The 14,816-nt window shown below is 40.9% G+C and carries 15 protein-coding genes and 1 pseudogene; 8 read left to right on the top strand and 8 right to left on the bottom strand.

Annotated features, from left to right (window positions below; all coding sequences use genetic code 11):
- Both sdaAA and RWP09_RS01530 read left to right on the top strand, forming a co-directional pair.
- Nucleotides 1-873: an L-serine ammonia-lyase, iron-sulfur-dependent, subunit alpha gene (sdaAA, locus tag RWP09_RS01525; RefSeq protein ID WP_000500052.1), complete on the top strand. Its 873-nt coding sequence runs from the start codon at nucleotides 1-3 to the stop codon at nucleotides 871-873.
- 21 nt (nucleotides 874-894) lie between these two features.
- Nucleotides 895-1,527: an HAD family hydrolase gene (locus RWP09_RS01530; RefSeq protein ID WP_314433312.1), complete on the top strand. Its 633-nt coding sequence runs from the start codon at nucleotides 895-897 to the stop codon at nucleotides 1,525-1,527.
- 211 nt (nucleotides 1,528-1,738) lie between these two features.
- Here the strand turns inward: RWP09_RS01530 and RWP09_RS01535 are convergent, their stop codons facing one another.
- Together RWP09_RS01535 and RWP09_RS01540 are read right to left on the bottom strand one after the other, a co-directional pair.
- A complete protein-coding gene (locus tag RWP09_RS01535) occupies nucleotides 1,739-3,589 on the bottom strand; it encodes a nucleoside-diphosphate sugar epimerase/dehydratase (RefSeq protein ID WP_314433315.1) in 1,851 nt (616 codons plus the stop codon).
- A gap of 236 nt (nucleotides 3,590-3,825) precedes the next feature.
- Nucleotides 3,826-4,656, bottom strand: a complete 831-nt coding sequence (locus tag RWP09_RS01540) for a glycosyltransferase (protein WP_314433317.1) — start codon at nucleotides 4,654-4,656, stop codon at nucleotides 3,826-3,828.
- Between the two features lie 154 nt (nucleotides 4,657-4,810).
- Between RWP09_RS01540 and RWP09_RS01545 the strand changes: the two genes are divergently transcribed.
- The 5 genes from RWP09_RS01545 to RWP09_RS01565 all read left to right on the top strand — a co-directional run bounded on the left by RWP09_RS01545 (nucleotide 4,811) and on the right by RWP09_RS01565 (nucleotide 9,092).
- The gene (locus RWP09_RS01545) at nucleotides 4,811-5,977 is read left to right on the top strand and encodes an MFS transporter (protein WP_314433319.1); all 1,167 of its coding nucleotides are present in this window, start codon (nucleotides 4,811-4,813) and stop codon (nucleotides 5,975-5,977) included.
- A gap of 138 nt (nucleotides 5,978-6,115) precedes the next feature.
- Nucleotides 6,116-6,442 (top strand): PadR family transcriptional regulator, encoded by a 327-nt coding sequence (locus RWP09_RS01550; RefSeq protein ID WP_000273858.1) that lies wholly within the window; start codon nucleotides 6,116-6,118, stop codon nucleotides 6,440-6,442.
- Nucleotides 6,429-7,022, top strand: coding sequence for a DUF1700 domain-containing protein (locus RWP09_RS01555; protein ID WP_261101947.1), 594 nt, complete (start codon nucleotides 6,429-6,431; stop codon nucleotides 7,020-7,022). The genes RWP09_RS01550 and RWP09_RS01555 overlap by 14 nt, the downstream gene beginning before the upstream one ends.
- Complete coding sequence (locus RWP09_RS01560; RefSeq protein ID WP_314433323.1) at nucleotides 7,015-7,965, top strand: DUF4097 family beta strand repeat-containing protein; 951 nt, start codon at nucleotides 7,015-7,017, stop codon at nucleotides 7,963-7,965. The genes RWP09_RS01555 and RWP09_RS01560 overlap by 8 nt, the downstream gene beginning before the upstream one ends.
- A 62-nt stretch (nucleotides 7,966-8,027) precedes the next feature.
- Nucleotides 8,028-9,092 carry a DUF6574 domain-containing protein gene (locus tag RWP09_RS01565; protein ID WP_314433325.1) on the top strand — a complete coding sequence of 355 codons (1,065 nt, stop codon included), beginning with the start codon at nucleotides 8,028-8,030 and terminating at the stop codon, nucleotides 9,090-9,092.
- 175 nt (nucleotides 9,093-9,267) lie between these two features.
- Here RWP09_RS01565 and RWP09_RS01570 read toward each other — a convergent pair whose 3' ends face one another.
- The 6 genes and pseudogenes from RWP09_RS01570 to RWP09_RS01595 all read right to left on the bottom strand — a co-directional run bounded on the left by RWP09_RS01570 (nucleotide 9,268) and on the right by RWP09_RS01595 (nucleotide 13,661).
- On the bottom strand, nucleotides 9,268-10,128 hold the full coding sequence (locus RWP09_RS01570; protein WP_314433327.1) for a DUF4299 family protein: 861 nt from the start codon (nucleotides 10,126-10,128) through the stop codon (nucleotides 9,268-9,270).
- 225 nt (nucleotides 10,129-10,353) lie between these two features.
- On the bottom strand, nucleotides 10,354-11,340 hold the full coding sequence (locus tag RWP09_RS01575; protein WP_314433328.1) for a rhodanese-related sulfurtransferase: 987 nt from the start codon (nucleotides 11,338-11,340) through the stop codon (nucleotides 10,354-10,356).
- Nucleotides 11,341-11,471: 131 nt separating this feature from the next.
- The gene (locus tag RWP09_RS01580; RefSeq protein ID WP_314433329.1) at nucleotides 11,472-11,768 is read right to left on the bottom strand and encodes a bacteriocin immunity protein; all 297 of its coding nucleotides are present in this window, start codon (nucleotides 11,766-11,768) and stop codon (nucleotides 11,472-11,474) included.
- A gap of 68 nt (nucleotides 11,769-11,836) precedes the next feature.
- Nucleotides 11,837-11,914 (bottom strand): annotated as a pseudogene (locus RWP09_RS01585) (CPBP family intramembrane glutamate endopeptidase); the annotation flags it as partial.
- 115 nt (nucleotides 11,915-12,029) lie between these two features.
- Entirely contained in the window at nucleotides 12,030-12,206 is a 177-nt protein-coding gene (locus RWP09_RS01590) for a hypothetical protein (RefSeq protein WP_314433330.1), read from the bottom strand.
- 570 nt (nucleotides 12,207-12,776) lie between these two features.
- A complete protein-coding gene (locus RWP09_RS01595; protein ID WP_004235732.1) occupies nucleotides 12,777-13,661 on the bottom strand; it encodes an SPFH domain-containing protein in 885 nt (294 codons plus the stop codon).
- Nucleotides 13,662-13,910: 249 nt separating this feature from the next.
- Between RWP09_RS01595 and RWP09_RS01600 the strand changes: the two genes are divergently transcribed.
- The gene (locus RWP09_RS01600) at nucleotides 13,911-14,768 is read left to right on the top strand and encodes a 5'-nucleotidase, lipoprotein e(P4) family (RefSeq protein ID WP_261035676.1); all 858 of its coding nucleotides are present in this window, start codon (nucleotides 13,911-13,913) and stop codon (nucleotides 14,766-14,768) included.
- Nucleotides 14,769-14,816: the final 48 nt, after the last annotated feature.

A 14,816-nucleotide genomic window follows, 5' to 3' on the forward strand; every position in this document is an offset into this window, starting at 1 on the left:
ATGTTTTATTCTATCAAAGAATTGGTCGAGCAAGCAGAGCTGGACTTTCAAGGAAATGTCGCAGAACTCATGATTACAACAGAGTTTGAATTGACCGGTCGCGAACGTGAAGAAGTCCTCCTTCTCATGGAACGCAATCTGGAAGTCATGAAAGCCTCTGTCCAACTTGGCCTCAATGAAAATAAATCTCGTAGTGGCCTGACAGGTGGAGATGCTGCCAAATTGGATCACTACATCAAAAACGGAAAAACTCTGTCAGATTACACAATTCTCTCTGCTGCCCGAAATGCTATCGCAGTCAATGAACACAATGCCAAAATGGGCTTGGTTTGTGCCACTCCGACCGCAGGAAGTGCTGGCTGTCTGCCTTCCGTTCTCACTGCTGCTATTGAAAAATTAGACCTCAGCCACGAGCAGCAGCTGGATTTCCTCTTTGCTGCCGGTGCCTTTGGACTAGTCATCGCAAACAATGCCTCTATCTCAGGTGCTGAGGGTGGCTGTCAGGCCGAAGTCGGCTCTGCCTCTGCTATGAGTGCCGCCGCCTTGACTCTAGCTGCTGGTGGGACACCTTATCAGGCCAGTCAGGCCATTGCCTTTGTCATTAAAAATATGCTGGGCCTTATCTGTGACCCTGTTGCAGGTTTGGTCGAAGTTCCTTGTGTCAAACGCAATGCCATGGGAGCCAGCTTTGCCTTTATCGCAGCAGACATGGCCCTGGCAGGGATCGAATCTAAAATCCCTGTAGATGAAGTTATCGATGCCATGTACCAAGTTGGAGCAAGCATGCCAACTGCCTTTCGTGAAACAGCTGAAGGCGGACTTGCGGCCACCCCTACTGGTCGTCGCCTCCAAAAAGAAATTTTCGGAGAATAAGTTTATCAAATAGGAGAAACCATGACCTCTATCTCAGCTATATTTTTCGACCTGGATGGAACCCTCGTTGACAGTTCTATCGGGATTCACAATGCCTTTACCCATACTTTCAAGGAGATGGGGGTGCCTAGCCCTGATGCCAAAACTATTCGTGGTTTTATGGGACCACCCCTTGAAAGTAGTTTTGCAACCTGCCTGCCCAAAGAACAAATTTCTGAGGCTGTCCAGATATACCGTTCTTACTACAAGGCAAAAGGCATCCATGAAGCTCAACTCTTTCCTCAGATTGTAGACTTGCTTGAGAAGTTATCGAGCAATTACCCTCTTTATATCACCACTACAAAGAATACTCCAACCGCTCAAGACATGACTAAAAACTTAGGAATCTATCATTTCTTTGATGGCATTTATGGTTCCAGCCCTGAAGCACCCCATAAGGCAGATGTCATTCGCCAAGCCTTGCAGATACATCAACTAGCACCGGAACAAGCCATCATCATCGGAGATACCAAGTTTGATATGCTGGGAGCTCAAGAAACAGGCATTCAGAAATTGGCCGTCACTTGGGGATTTGGAGAGCAAGCAGATTTGCTCAACTATCAGCCTGATTATATCGCCCACAAGCCCTTAGAAGTTTTGGAGTATTTTCAATAACATAGACTGGGCAACAACTCTATTTCATACTCTTCGAACCACGTTAGTTTTCTCTGTAACCTCAACGCTGTGCTTTGAGTAACCTTCGGCTAGCCTCCTAGTTTGCTCTTTGATTTTTATTGAGTATCAGAATAAAATGAAGCAAGTTTACACATAACAAAACGCATATTACCAAGGTTTTTCAAGACCTGATAATATGCGTTTTTCTTTTTTATTCAACGTGGGTTGTTTGATTGGCAAAGGCGATAATGGCTTGCTTCAACTCATCTCCACTAAGAGTGCGGAACTCTTCAATCTTTTGATCGATGGCTTCTAGAGGCATGACATTAACCTTACCAACGAAAATCTTATCCATAACCTGATTGTCAACGAGTTCGGTTGATACCAAGAGTTCTTCGTAAAGTTTTTCTCCTGGGCGGATTCCAACTTCAACAATTGGAATTTCACTTTCGGTGTGTCCACTTAGAAGCACCATCTTCTTGGCCAAGTCATAAATCTTGACTGGTTTACCCATATCAAGGATAAAGACTTCTCCATCCTTAGCATAGGCACCAGCATGGATAACCAAACGGCTAGCTTCTGGAATAGTCATAAAGTAACGGGTCATGCGGAAGTCTGTCACCGTTACAGGCCCACCTTCAGCAATCTGACGTTCAAAAACTGGAATAACACTACCACGGCTACCAAGAACATTCCCAAAACGAACTGCACAGTAGGTCGATTGGCTACGTTGGTTAAAGCCAGTGACAATCAACTCCGCCACGCGCTTGGTTGCTCCCATAACATTGGGTGGATTAACTGCCTTATCTGTCGAAATCATAACCATCTTAGGTACTTTAGCTTCATCAACAGCCTTAGCAACATTGTAGGTTCCACGGATATTGTTTTTGAAGGCTTCTTTTGGATTGCGCTCCATCATAGGAACGTGCTTGTGGGCTGCCGCATGATAAACAATAGCTGGCTTGTACTGTTCAAAGACTTGCAATAGACGATCATAGTCTTGAATATCTGCAATCACTGGCACATAATCAATTCCTTGGAACTTGCGAATCAATTCATGATAAACAAGGTAGATTGAGTTTTCCCCATGACCGAGCAAGACGATGCGTTCAGGATTGAAGCGGCTAACTTGGCGACAGATTTCAGAACCGATTGAACCTCCAGCACCTGTGACTAAGATGGTCTTACCTGTCAGTTCTGCGCCCAGACGCGATTCATCAAGACGAATTTCCTGACGTCCCAAAAGGTCCGTAATATCAATTTTTTGGAACCCAGTACCTGCTTGGTGAAGTCCTTGAACAACCGTTTCAACCTTAGGCATCTTGTAACATTTGACACCCAGCTTATTACACATCTGCAAGATACGTTCATATTCTGACGGGTCAAGCGACGGAATCGCAACGATAACACGCTCGATTTGATGGCGTTTAGCCAATTCAGGCAGATCATCATATGAACCCAAAACAGGGATTCCACCAAGTTTTTGTCCCTTTTTCTTAGAATCCTTGTCCAAAATACCGACAAGTTCTAATTCACTAGTTGGATGTTGGTAGCTATCCATAAAGAGGGCCCCACCATCACCAGCACCAATCAAGAAAGTCCGACGGTGTTCTCCATCACCACTTCCTTTTTTGCGTCTGGAGTAGATTAACTGCCAAGTAATCCGTGGCAATAAAATCAAGAAGGTACTCAACAAGATAAAGAGAATGATGAAACGGATTGAAAAGAGCGGCAAGAAGGCATAGCAGATACTATATGACAAGACGCTGCTCGCAGTCACACCAAAAAAGATTTTCATGAAATCTGTGATCTTGCTGTAACGACTAATACTAGCGTTCAACCCCCAAAATGCAATCATCAATTGATAAAACAAGAAGGCCAAACTCGTATAGATAATGTAGTCAACAGGTGCTGGATTAATCAAGCCGTAGAATAAGATATAAGATACAATGATGGAAACCACCATACTCAAAATATCAAATATTCCCCAGAAAACCTGTTTTTGTTGTTTATTTAAAATTTCCACCAGATCAATCACATAATCTGTGAGTTTTTTATTCATAGAAATTTACTCCTCCTTAAAAGAGTCAGATGATTATACTCAATGAAAATCAAAGAGCAAACTAGGAAACTAGCCGTAGGCTGCTCAAAACACTGTTTTGAGGTTGTAGATGAAACTGACGAAGTCAGTCACATGCCTACGGCAAGGCGACGTTGACGTGGTTTGAAGAGATTTTCGAAGAGCATTATATTGTTATTATAACACTTTTTATCCAGTTTACGATTTGCTACAATCTTTTACTTGCTTTTTCGTAACAGTTTCATAAAAATAAACTGTCGGACAAATCCGGGACAAAGGGCAACAATCATCTGAATGGCAACACTCTTGGCATACTCCATGTAAGAAATTTGTCCTCGCTTCAGCATCCGTTGACGAGCTTGACGATAGAGTTTGAGGTAACGCAGTCCCCCACGACGTTCAAACATTCCTGCTCCGACACGAACCTGACACAAGATTTGATCCAGATTTCCAGTCTTGGCTCCTGCAGTAATCATATTAAGCCAGAGGAGGTCATCCTCCATATAAAGGCCATCTTCATAGTTGCCTGCCTTGAGAACCATATCCTTCTTGAACATGACAGTCATGTGGTTAAAGGCACTTCTCATCCTTTGATAAGCTACAATATCTGCATGCTGGGTTGGAACACGACGGTAGGAAACAATCTCATCAGGATTATCAATAAACTCTGCAATATATCCACCTAATAAGTCGAGGTTGTCCTTCTCCATTAGCTGAAGCTGTTTCTCAAAACGGTCTGGAACAGCTATATCATCCGTATCCATACGAGCGATGATATCGTACTGACACTGCAAAACACCGTATCGAAGAGCCAGACCCAAACCTTGATTTTCTTCTAAGGGGCAACGTTTCACTGGAATATTAGACTCAGCTTCAAGCTGCTCTAATACCTGATAGAGCTCAGGTGTCAAAGGCCCATCCTCAACCAGAACCAATTCGCTCGGTTTCAGAGTCTGATTTTGAACACTCTCAATAGCATCCTTTAAAAATGTCGGATTTTCCTTGATATAGACCGACATCAATACGCTGATTTTTTGCTTTTCAAGCACAGTTTTTCTCCAATATATAGATTTCCTCCCACTATTTTATCATAATTTTCAAGACTTTCCTATTTTTATCTTGAAAGCCCAAAACCTTACTTGACATTATAGGGAAAAAGCCTTAAAATAAGCTGTCATTAAAATAAGTTAGAAGAGGTATTTTATGAAAAAGCAATCACTCTTTTTTGTTCCAGGTATTATCCTGATTGGTGTTTCCTTGCGAACTCCTTTTACTGTTTTACCCATTATTTTGGGAGATATTGCTCAAGGGCTGGGAGTAGAAGTTAGTTCACTTGGTGTCTTGACCAGCCTTCCTCTCCTCATGTTTACCCTCTTCTCGCTCTTTTCTACCCGACTGGCTCAGAAAATTGGCTTGGAGCATCTCTTCACCTACAGCCTCTTCTTCTTGACCATTGGCTCACTTATTCGACTAATCAATCTCCCCCTGCTCTATCTAGGAACCTTGATGGTTGGAGCAAGTATCGCAGTCATCAATGTTCTGCTTCCTAGTCTTATCCAAGCCAATCAACCAAAGAAAATTGGTTTTCTGACCACCTTATATGTAACCTCTATGGGGATTGCAACGGCTCTGGCTTCCTATCTGGCTGTACCTATTACACAAGCCAGTTCTTGGAAAGGACTTATCATCCTCCTCACCCTGCTCTGTCTAGCAACTTTTTTGGTCTGGCTCCCAAATCACCACTATAATCACAGACTGGCTCCACAAACCAAACAAAAAAGCAAAACAAAGGTTATGCGTAATAAACAGGTCTGGGCAGTGATTGTCTTTGCAGGTTTTCAATCCCTGCTCTTTTACACCGCTATGACCTGGCTACCTACCATGGCTATCCACGCAGGCCTATCCAGTCACGAAGCTGGCTTGCTGACCTCTATCTTCTCTCTGATTAGCATTCCTTTTTCAATGACCATCCCAAGTCTGACAACCAGCTTATCAACTCGCAATCGTCAGCTCATGCTCACTCTGGTTTCACTAGCTGGCGTGGTCGGCATTTCCATGCTCTTCTTCCCGATCAATAGTTTCATTTACTGGCTTGCCATCCATCTCCTCATCGGAACCGCAACCAGCGCCCTCTTCCCCTATCTCATGGTCAACTTTTCACTCAAGACAAGCGCCCCTGAAAAGACAGCCCAATTGTCTGGTTTATCTCAAACAGGAGGCTATATCCTAGCAGCCTTTGGGCCAACCCTCTTTGGTTACAGTTTTGACCTCTTCCACTCTTGGGTACCAGCTGTAGCTGCCCTCTTACTCGTTGATATCCTGATGACTGTGGCTCTCTTCACAGTGGACAGAGCTGATAAAATTCTCTAAACTTCTAGTTTTTACTAGGAGTTTTTTATATATAAAAATTTTACACATTTCTCTTGACAGGGCTTTCTTTTAGATGTACAATGTATGTGTAGAAAAATTATATATAAAAATCTTACACATTAGAAAAGGAGGTTCCCCATGTACTTTCCAACATCCTCTGCCTTGATTGAATTTCTCATCTTGGCCGTACTGGAGCAGGATGATTCTTATGGTTATGAGATTAGCCAAACCATTAAGCTGATCGCTAATATCAAAGAATCCACACTCTATCCCATTCTCAAAAAATTGGAAGGCAATAGCTTTCTGACAACCTATTCTAGAGAGTTCCAAGGTCGCATGCGCAAATACTACTCCTTGACAAACGGTGGTATAGAGCAGCTCGTGACCCTAAAAGATGAATGGGCACTTTATACAGACACCATCAATGGCATCATAGAAGGGAGTATCCGCCATGACAAGAACTGAATACCTGACTCAGCTAGAACTTTATCTCAAAAAACTACCTCAGGCTGACCAAATTGAAGCCATGGACTATTTCAGGGAACTCTTTGACGATGCTGGAGTTGAAGGAGAAGAAGAACTCATCGCTAGCTTGGGAACTCCTAAGGAAGCAGCTCACGAAGTCCTCTCCAATCTTCTCGATAAAAAAATTAATGAGGCACCCGCTCAAAAGAATAACCGACAAATTTTGCATATCGCCTTGTTAGCTCTCCTTGCAGCACCCATCGGTATTCCTCTGGGAATCGCCATTCTCGTGTCCCTGTTCGCAATCCTTGTGGCAGCCTTGACTGTCATCTTGGCTTTCTTTGCGATTTCCATACTTGGTATCATTGGCGGATTCCTATTTTTAGTTGAAAGTTTCACTGTCCTAGCCCAAGCTAAATCAGCCTTTATCTTGATTTTCGGCTCTGGTTTACTAGCCATCGGTGCTTCTTCGCTGGTCTTACTAGGTATCTCCTATGTAGCTCGCTTCTTCGGTCTACTCATTGTTCGCCTGGTGCAATTTGTTCTCAAAAAAGGAAAGAGAGGTGACCAGCATGCGTAAATTGACAAAAGGATTTCTCATTTTTGGTGTGGTGACTACCGTTATCGGCTTTATCCTGCTTTTTGTAGGTATCCAATCTGACGGAATCAAGAGCCTACTTGCCATGTCCAAGGAACCTGTCTATGATAGTCGGATGGAAGAGCTGACCTTTGGCAAGGAAGTCGAAAACCTAGATATTACGCTCCACCAACACGCGCTCACCATCACAGACTCTTTCGATGATCAAATCCACATTTCTTATCATCCATCTATTTCTGCTAACCATGATCTTGTCACAAATCAAAGCGACAAAACTCTAAGCCTCACTGATAAGAAACTGTCTGAAACTCCATTTCTCTCTTCTGGAATTGGCGGGATTCTCCATATCGCAAGTAGCTACTCTAGTCGTTTTAATAAAGTTATTCTCCAAGTTCCAAAGGGAAGAAGTCTAAAAGGAATCAACGTGTCAGCCAATCTTGGACAAACCAGTATCACTAATGCTAGTCTTGAAAATGCGACCATCAATACCAATAATGGCTATCTCCTCCGAATTGAAGGAAGTCGTATCAAAAACAGTAAACTCACAACACAAAATATTATCAATATCTTTGATACAGACCTTACAGATAGTCAGCTAGAGTCAACAAAACATCACATCCACGCTGAAAATATCCAAGTACATGGTAAGGTGGAATTGGTAGCGAAAACAGACCTAAAACTGCTACTTTCCGAAGAAGAAAAACAAAGAATCAACTTAGATCTTTCAACAAAACATGCTTCTATTCTTCATTTTGTGAGAGAAGGAAGACATTCATTTAACAACAAAGAAAACAAAGATGAACGATTAAGCAATCCTTATAAAATAGAAAAAGCAGATGCAAACGATCAACTCATGGCAAGAGCAGAACAGGATATCTATCTACTTAAATCAGAGGAACACGAGTCTGCTTCTAGAAATCGTTGACAAAAGCGCTTACATCTGCTACTATGAAAGCATATTTATCTAACTAAAAAGGAGGTCCTACCATGAAACAAGAATGGTTTGAAAGTAATGATTTTGTAAAAACAACAAGCAAGAACAAGCCTGATGAACAACCCAAAAATCTTGCAGACAAGGCTGAAGAAACGATAGCCGATCTCGATACACCAATTGAAAAAAATACTCAAGTAGAGGAGGAAGTCTCTCAAGCTGAAGTCGAACTGGAGAGCCAGCAAGAAGAGAAAATTGAAACGCCTGAAGACAGTGAATCGAGAACAGAAATAGAAGAAAAGAAAGCATTAGATTCTACTGAAGAAGAGCAAGACCTTTCTAAAGAAACAGAAAAAGTCACTATAGCTGAAGAGAGTCAAGAAGCACTTCCTCAGCAAAAACCAACCACGAAAGAGCCCCTTCTTATCAGTCAATCCTTAGAAAGTCCCTATATCCCCGACCAAGCTCCAAAATCTACGGATAAATGGAAAGAGCAAGCGCTTGATTTTTGGTCTTGGCTAGTGGAAGCAATCAAATCTCCTACGAGCAATCTTGAAACAAGTAGCACACACAGTTATACAGCCTTCCTCTTGCTCATTCTGTTTTCTGCATCTTCCTTTTTCTTTAGTATCTACCACATCAAACATGCTTACTATGGACATATAGCAAATATGCATAATCACTTCCCTGAACAATTTGCTTCATTAAATCTCTTTTCGATTATCTCTATCCTAGTAGCGACAACACTCTTCTTCTTTTCATTCCTCTTGGGTAGTTTCGTCGTGAGACGATTTATCCACCAGGAAAAGGACTGGACGCTAGAAAAGGTTCTCCAACAATATAGTCAACTCTTAGCAATTCCAATCTTCCTCACTGCTATTGCTAGTTTCTTTGCCTTCTTTGACAGCCTACGATTTACAGCCCTCTTGTGTATGATTAGCATTGGAATCATTCTGCTTGCCAGTCTCCATATCATTACAAGACCAAGTCAAGCAAGTGAAACCGACTCCTTTTATCAGTTATTCTTGTCTGTCCTTGTGAACGGAGTGATTATCCTCCTCTTCTTTGTAGCTGAAGTGGCACTGATTGGAGATTATCTTCGTATCTTGGCCTTTCTTTAAACTTCATACTCTTCGAAAATCTCTTCAAACCACGTCAGCTTCGCCTTACCGTACTCAAGTACAGCCTGCGGCTAGCTTCCTAGTTTGCTCTTTGATTTTCATTGAGTAGCAATCCTGTCTTTCATGGCAGGATTTTTTATATATCAAAAAGCAAGTCAATTGACCTGCTTCTGCTTTACTCTTCTTGTGCTAATGCTTTAAAATCTTTGTCTAAGATGGGTTGCACTTCTAATTGATTGGCATCTAGTTGGTGGTAAGATGCTGATGGTAGTGAATCTAGGAATTTTGCATAGTTCAAGCGGGCAATGGCTTCATAGTCTTCTGGTTTAGAGCCATCTCCTGTGATTTGAACCAAGTCAATCTCCCACTGCACTTCCTTATCCACCAATTGCTCCATATAGACTGCAGGAACAAACGGTTCTCTCGGTAATACTGTCTTGACTCCTTGAGCCAGATGGTAAACACCATGCACTTGGCCTTCTCCATCTTGATAGAAAGAAACTCTTGCAAAGTAGGCGTCTGTCTCTTGAACCGCACGTACACGCGCTTCAAACTGAGCCAAGCCATCTTCCTCTAAAAAGCTTTTCAAATCCTCATGACTAAAGAAAACAGGATTAAAAATTCCTTGGCAAATCGTAAAACGAGCTACATTATCTGTCAGATGGGCTTGAATACTTGCTTGGAAATAAGCTTCAAAATCAAAACCATTTAGTCCTTCAATCTCAGTTCCTGTATAAGCAAGTAGGGCTTCTAAAAATGCTTTGATAATCTGCCAGTCTGTCTTCGTTAGTAGGTCAGGAAGATCGACACGGTAAGCCTTTTGACCATCATCATAACTGACTTTAAAAAGAAATTGTGATTGCCCCACTATCGCACACTCGATATACTCGAGACGATTAAGAGGCTGACGGAGATAGACTGCATCATAACTATGCGACTCCAAACCATCTACCAAGGCCAAGATCGACTTGGCAGTCAAAATCTCTTGTTCTCCTAAAATGCTCTGTTTATTTGGAATAAAAAATGTTTTCGACATAACTGGACTCCTTTGAAATCGTTTACATATAGTATACCCTATTTTTCTGAAAGATACAGAAACAAACTTTATACTCTTCGAAAATCTCTTCAAACCGCGTCAGCTTCGCCTTGCCGTACTCAAGTACAGCCTGGGCTAGCTTCCTAGTTTGCTCTTTGATTTTCATTGAGTATTAGATTTTTGAGTAAAAAGCATAGAAAAACAGCCCCTAAGGACTGTTTGATCTTATACAGTAGCTGCTTGATCCAAGCTTTCACCGATAGTGGCTAGGCGCTCGATCACTTCAGCTTGTGTCAATTCATGTTCTGAAACATAGCGGTTACGTGGATGAACACGGCACTCGTGTGAGCATCCACGAAGGTACTTGTCTTCATTTTCTTCTGATGTCAAGATACGACGATTACAGAATGGATTTCCACAGTTGACATAACGTTCACACGGTGTTCCATCAAACCAGTCTTTCCCTACGATAGTTGGATTGACGTGATTAACATCTACGGCGATACGCTCGTCAAAGACGTACATTTTCCCATCCCAAAGCTCACCTTGAACTTCTGGATCTTTACCGTAAGTTGCGATTCCTCCGTGCAATTGGCCGACATCTTTGTAGCCTTCACGGACCATCCAGCCTGAGAATTTCTCACAGCGAACGCCACCTGTACAATAAACCACGACACGCTTGTCCATGAATTTTTCCTTGTTATCACGAACCCATTGTGGCAACTCACGGAAGTTGCGGATATCTGGGCGGATAGCCCCACGGAAATGTCCTAGGTCATACTCATAATCGTTACGTGTATCAAGGACAACGGTATCTTCGTCAAGAAGGGCTTCTTTGAACTCTTTTGGAGACAGGTAAGCACCTGTTGTTTCAAGTGGGTTGATGTCGTTGTCAAAGTCGTTGTCTTCCAAACCAAGGTGGACAATTTCTTTCTTGTAGCGAACAAACATCTTCTTGAAGGCTTGTTCATTTTCTTCGTCAATCTTGAACCATAGGTCTTCCATTCCTGGGAGGCTATGAACGTAGTCCATATATTTTTGAGTTGTTTCGTAGTCACCTGAAACTGTTCCGTTAATTCCCTCGTCAGCGACTAGGATACGGCCTTTAAGGCCGATTGATTTACAGAAAGCCAAGTGATCTGCAGCAAATTGCTCTGCATTTTCAATTGGAGTGTAAAGGTAGTAAAGTAAGACACGAATATCTTTTGCCATAAGATTTGTTCTCTTTTCTATTCTTAAATTTTCAGAATTTTTCATCTAACTATACTAGTATACCTGCTTGAGAAAACGAATGCAATTTATTTGACTGGAAATTGTAGAAAGGGATTTATCCCTGCACTTCATCAGTAACCATAGCGAATAGCAGATAGTTCTCTCATTTTTTTGATCTGCTCAGCTTGACTTTCTGACAAAGTCAGCTTATTGTCAATCAACACACGTGAGATGTCAACATTCATTTGGCTCAGGATAAACGGAGTAGAGGTCCCATCGTCCTCTAATCGTCTTTTATAACTCACTAACAGATTTTTCAAAGGAGCAAGTTGAGACGTATTGTTTATACCTTCCAATAGATGACTTATAATCGTCATGGCTTCACAACGCCTTTCGCTTCCTCCTGCAAACCATTTTAATGGTGTCATACTCATTTACCTCCTGAAATTCGTTTATAAATTGAAAAACTATCATTCCTAACGCTCGTGCCAGTATTTTACCACACCCTATGTAAAAAAGTCAGCAGAAATGGTAGGGTTGCTACAATATTATTGATAACATAAGACGCACTTGACGTTTGAAAAAATAAAACTTACTCTTAACTACCGATTTAGCAACTAATCTAGCAAGTCACAATAAACCATCTCATTAAAATACTAGGCTTATCTAGACTAAACTTAAATTTTTGTTTAGAGGCTGGACAAAAACTCAATTTCAAGAAAAAACGAAGTAAATCTTCCCACAATAAAACTAACATAATAAAAATCCTCATCACTCCAAACAACACTATCCATGCAAAAACCATGAGTAGGATCATCTATAAAATCAAAACTCCCTAAAATCATACCTACCAATTCTACTAACATTTCTTTTTTAGGAATGTGTATATGCCGATAGCAACCTTTCCCAAATTTGACGAAAACAATCTACGAACGCAAATAATAGCTTTTCAGCCTCTATTTCCTGTTTTACTCATTTTAAATGTACCATAATCCCTCCAATAGTCAAGCAACATAATTTCTTTTAATCTATCATCCCTCTTGAGTTTATCGAACTAAATCACCTATAACTCGAAAAAGGTATAGAAATAGAATGTTTCACGAGAAACACTCTATATCATCTATTATAACAACGAGAGTATTAGGTATCTATCTGCTTATCATTAGTAGGCCTACACTCTATCCCCAAGGTTATCCACAAGTTGTGAATAACTATCCCAAGCTGTGCTTAACTCTTTATTTACAGGAATTAAAACTACTTTATAATTCTAAAAAGTTACTAGATTGGTCACCCCAATAAGAATTATCTCTAAAATAATCAGAAGTTATCCACACTTATCCACAACCTGTTAGTAACTTTTTTGAATCGTCTTGCTTAAGCTAAGACTTATCTCTCACGAACACTAAAAAGAGCCTGACTCCAGGCTCTTTAGTCTATTATTTCTTCTCAGCGCGAAGGGCTGACAAGATTTGTGTGCGGATATCATCCACACCATTTGGCGTATTTGGTAAAAAGATGGTTTGATTTCCTTTAGAGGCAAAGGTATTCAAAGTATCCAAATACTGGTTGGTCAAGAGGATAGACATGATTTGTTCTTCTGTCATACCAACATTGGCTTCCTTAAGTTCTGTGATAGACTCTGCCAATCCATCCACAATCGCCTTACGTTGTTGGGCAATCCCCACACCATGAAGGCGGTCTTTTTCTGCTTCGGCTTCAGCTGCAGTGACGATTTTAATCTTGTCTGCTTCCGCTAATTCTTGCGCTGCGACCCGTTTGCGTTGCGCCGCATTGATTTCATTCATGGATTGCTTGACTTCTGCATCTGGTTCGACCTTAGTAATCAAGGTTTTCACAATAATATAACCGTAAGTAGTCATTTCTTCTGCTACTTGGTGTTGAACTTCAAGAGCAATCTCATCTTTTTTCTCAAACAATTCATCCAAGGTTAATTTTGGAACAGAAGAGCGAAGGGCATCTTCGATATAAGATTTAATTTGAGATTCAGGACGCATGAGTTTATAATAGGCATCTGTCACGCTCTGCTCGTTGACACGGTACTGAGTCGCTACATTCATCATAACGAACACATTGTCCTTTGTCTTAGTCTCAACCACAATATCGCTTTGCAACAAGCGCAACTGAATCCGAGCTGCAATCGAGTCAATCCCAAAAGGCAAGCGAATATGAATACCGCTATTGGCAACTTTTTGGTATTTCCCAAAGCGTTCAATAATCGCCACCGACTGCTGACGAACCACATAAACTGTACTCAGTGTGACTATCACCAATAGAAGCACACAAACCACCACAAAAATCATCAAAAATGTTGTTATCATCGCGACGACCTCCATTATTATTTTTTCCTGTATTATAGCACATTTAAAGAAGGCTGTGCAGTTTTTACTGCGATTTTTCCTGAAATGTCAATAATTAGAGGTGAAACTACATTTCAAGTTAATAATCGCTTTTTTCATTACATTATCTTCATCCATATTCAGGGAATAGCTTGCCTTAACTTTTCCCTCGTGATATACTATTTATTGAAATGAATAAATAGGAGATATTTCATGAAAACAGCAAAAACTACTGTTACAATCCTTTCTACACTTGCTTCTGTCGTCTTATTGGCTAGTTGTGCAACAAAGTCTACAGAAACACAGACAAGCAATAATAGCTCATCTGATAATCAAGTTACAATGACATATGACCAACTACGGTCAAGAGAAAACACTATGTCAACCCTTTGGTATCAAAAATCAGCTGAAACTAAAGCTTTATACATACAGGGTTATAACGTTGCAACAAATCACCTAAAGGAATTGCTCAAAGCAGAATCAGACAAACCTTACTCTATCGTTTTAGACTTGGATGAAACTGTCCTAGATAATAGCCCTTATCAAGTACAAAATGTCAAAGATGGTACAGCATTCACACCCGAAAATTGGGATGTTTGGGTTCAAAAAGCTTCAGCAAAAGCCGTCCCAGGTGCCAAAGATTTTCTTCAGTTTGCCGATCAAAACGGTGTCCAAATCTACTATATTTCTGACCGCTCAGCTAATCAAGTAGATGCTACCATTAAAAATCTTGAAAGTGAAGGAATTCCTGTTCAAGGACGTGATCATCTCATGTTCTTAGAAAGCGGTGTAAAATCCAAAGAAGGTCGTCGCCAAAAAGTTCAAGAAAAAACAAACCTTATCTTATTATTTGGTGATAACCTCGTAGACTTTGCAGATTTTTCTAAGACTTCTGAATCTGACCGTGATAAACAACTTGAAGAATTGCAAAAAGAATTCGGTGAAAAATTCATCATCTTCCCAAATCCAATGTACGGATCATGGGAATCAGCTGTATACGCTGGTAATAAACTAGATGCTAAAGGTCAAGTAGAAGAACGCCAAAAAGCCTTGCAAGGTTTTGATAAATAAAACAAATAAGCTGATTCTATATAAAATAAAGCTAACTTACAATCTTCA

Source organism: uncultured Streptococcus sp. (genome assembly GCF_963521255.1).
Classification (GTDB): domain Bacteria; phylum Bacillota; class Bacilli; order Lactobacillales; family Streptococcaceae; genus Streptococcus.

Coding starts and splice junctions, on each gene's coding strand:
- RWP09_RS01545 (WP_314433319.1), top strand. CDS start 4,811: ATGAAAAAGCAATCACTCTTTTTTGTTCCAGGTATTATCCTGATTGGT.
- RWP09_RS01550 (WP_000273858.1), top strand. CDS start 6,116: ATGTACTTTCCAACATCCTCTGCCTTGATTGAATTTCTCATCTTGGCC.
- RWP09_RS01575 (WP_314433328.1), bottom strand. CDS start 11,340: ATGGCAAAAGATATTCGTGTCTTACTTTACTACCTTTACACTCCAATT.
- RWP09_RS01565 (WP_314433325.1), top strand. CDS start 8,028: ATGAAACAAGAATGGTTTGAAAGTAATGATTTTGTAAAAACAACAAGC.
- RWP09_RS01600 (WP_261035676.1), top strand. CDS start 13,911: ATGAAAACAGCAAAAACTACTGTTACAATCCTTTCTACACTTGCTTCT.
- RWP09_RS01560 (WP_314433323.1), top strand. CDS start 7,015: ATGCGTAAATTGACAAAAGGATTTCTCATTTTTGGTGTGGTGACTACC.
- RWP09_RS01535 (WP_314433315.1), bottom strand. CDS start 3,589: ATGAATAAAAAACTCACAGATTATGTGATTGATCTGGTGGAAATTTTA.
- RWP09_RS01555 (WP_261101947.1), top strand. CDS start 6,429: ATGACAAGAACTGAATACCTGACTCAGCTAGAACTTTATCTCAAAAAA.
- RWP09_RS01590 (WP_314433330.1), bottom strand. CDS start 12,206: ATGTTAGTAGAATTGGTAGGTATGATTTTAGGGAGTTTTGATTTTATA.
- RWP09_RS01595 (WP_004235732.1), bottom strand. CDS start 13,661: ATGATTTTTGTGGTGGTTTGTGTGCTTCTATTGGTGATAGTCACACTG.
- RWP09_RS01530 (WP_314433312.1), top strand. CDS start 895: ATGACCTCTATCTCAGCTATATTTTTCGACCTGGATGGAACCCTCGTT.
- RWP09_RS01580 (WP_314433329.1), bottom strand. CDS start 11,768: ATGACACCATTAAAATGGTTTGCAGGAGGAAGCGAAAGGCGTTGTGAA.
- sdaAA (WP_000500052.1), top strand. CDS start 1: ATGTTTTATTCTATCAAAGAATTGGTCGAGCAAGCAGAGCTGGACTTT.
- RWP09_RS01570 (WP_314433327.1), bottom strand. CDS start 10,128: ATGTCGAAAACATTTTTTATTCCAAATAAACAGAGCATTTTAGGAGAA.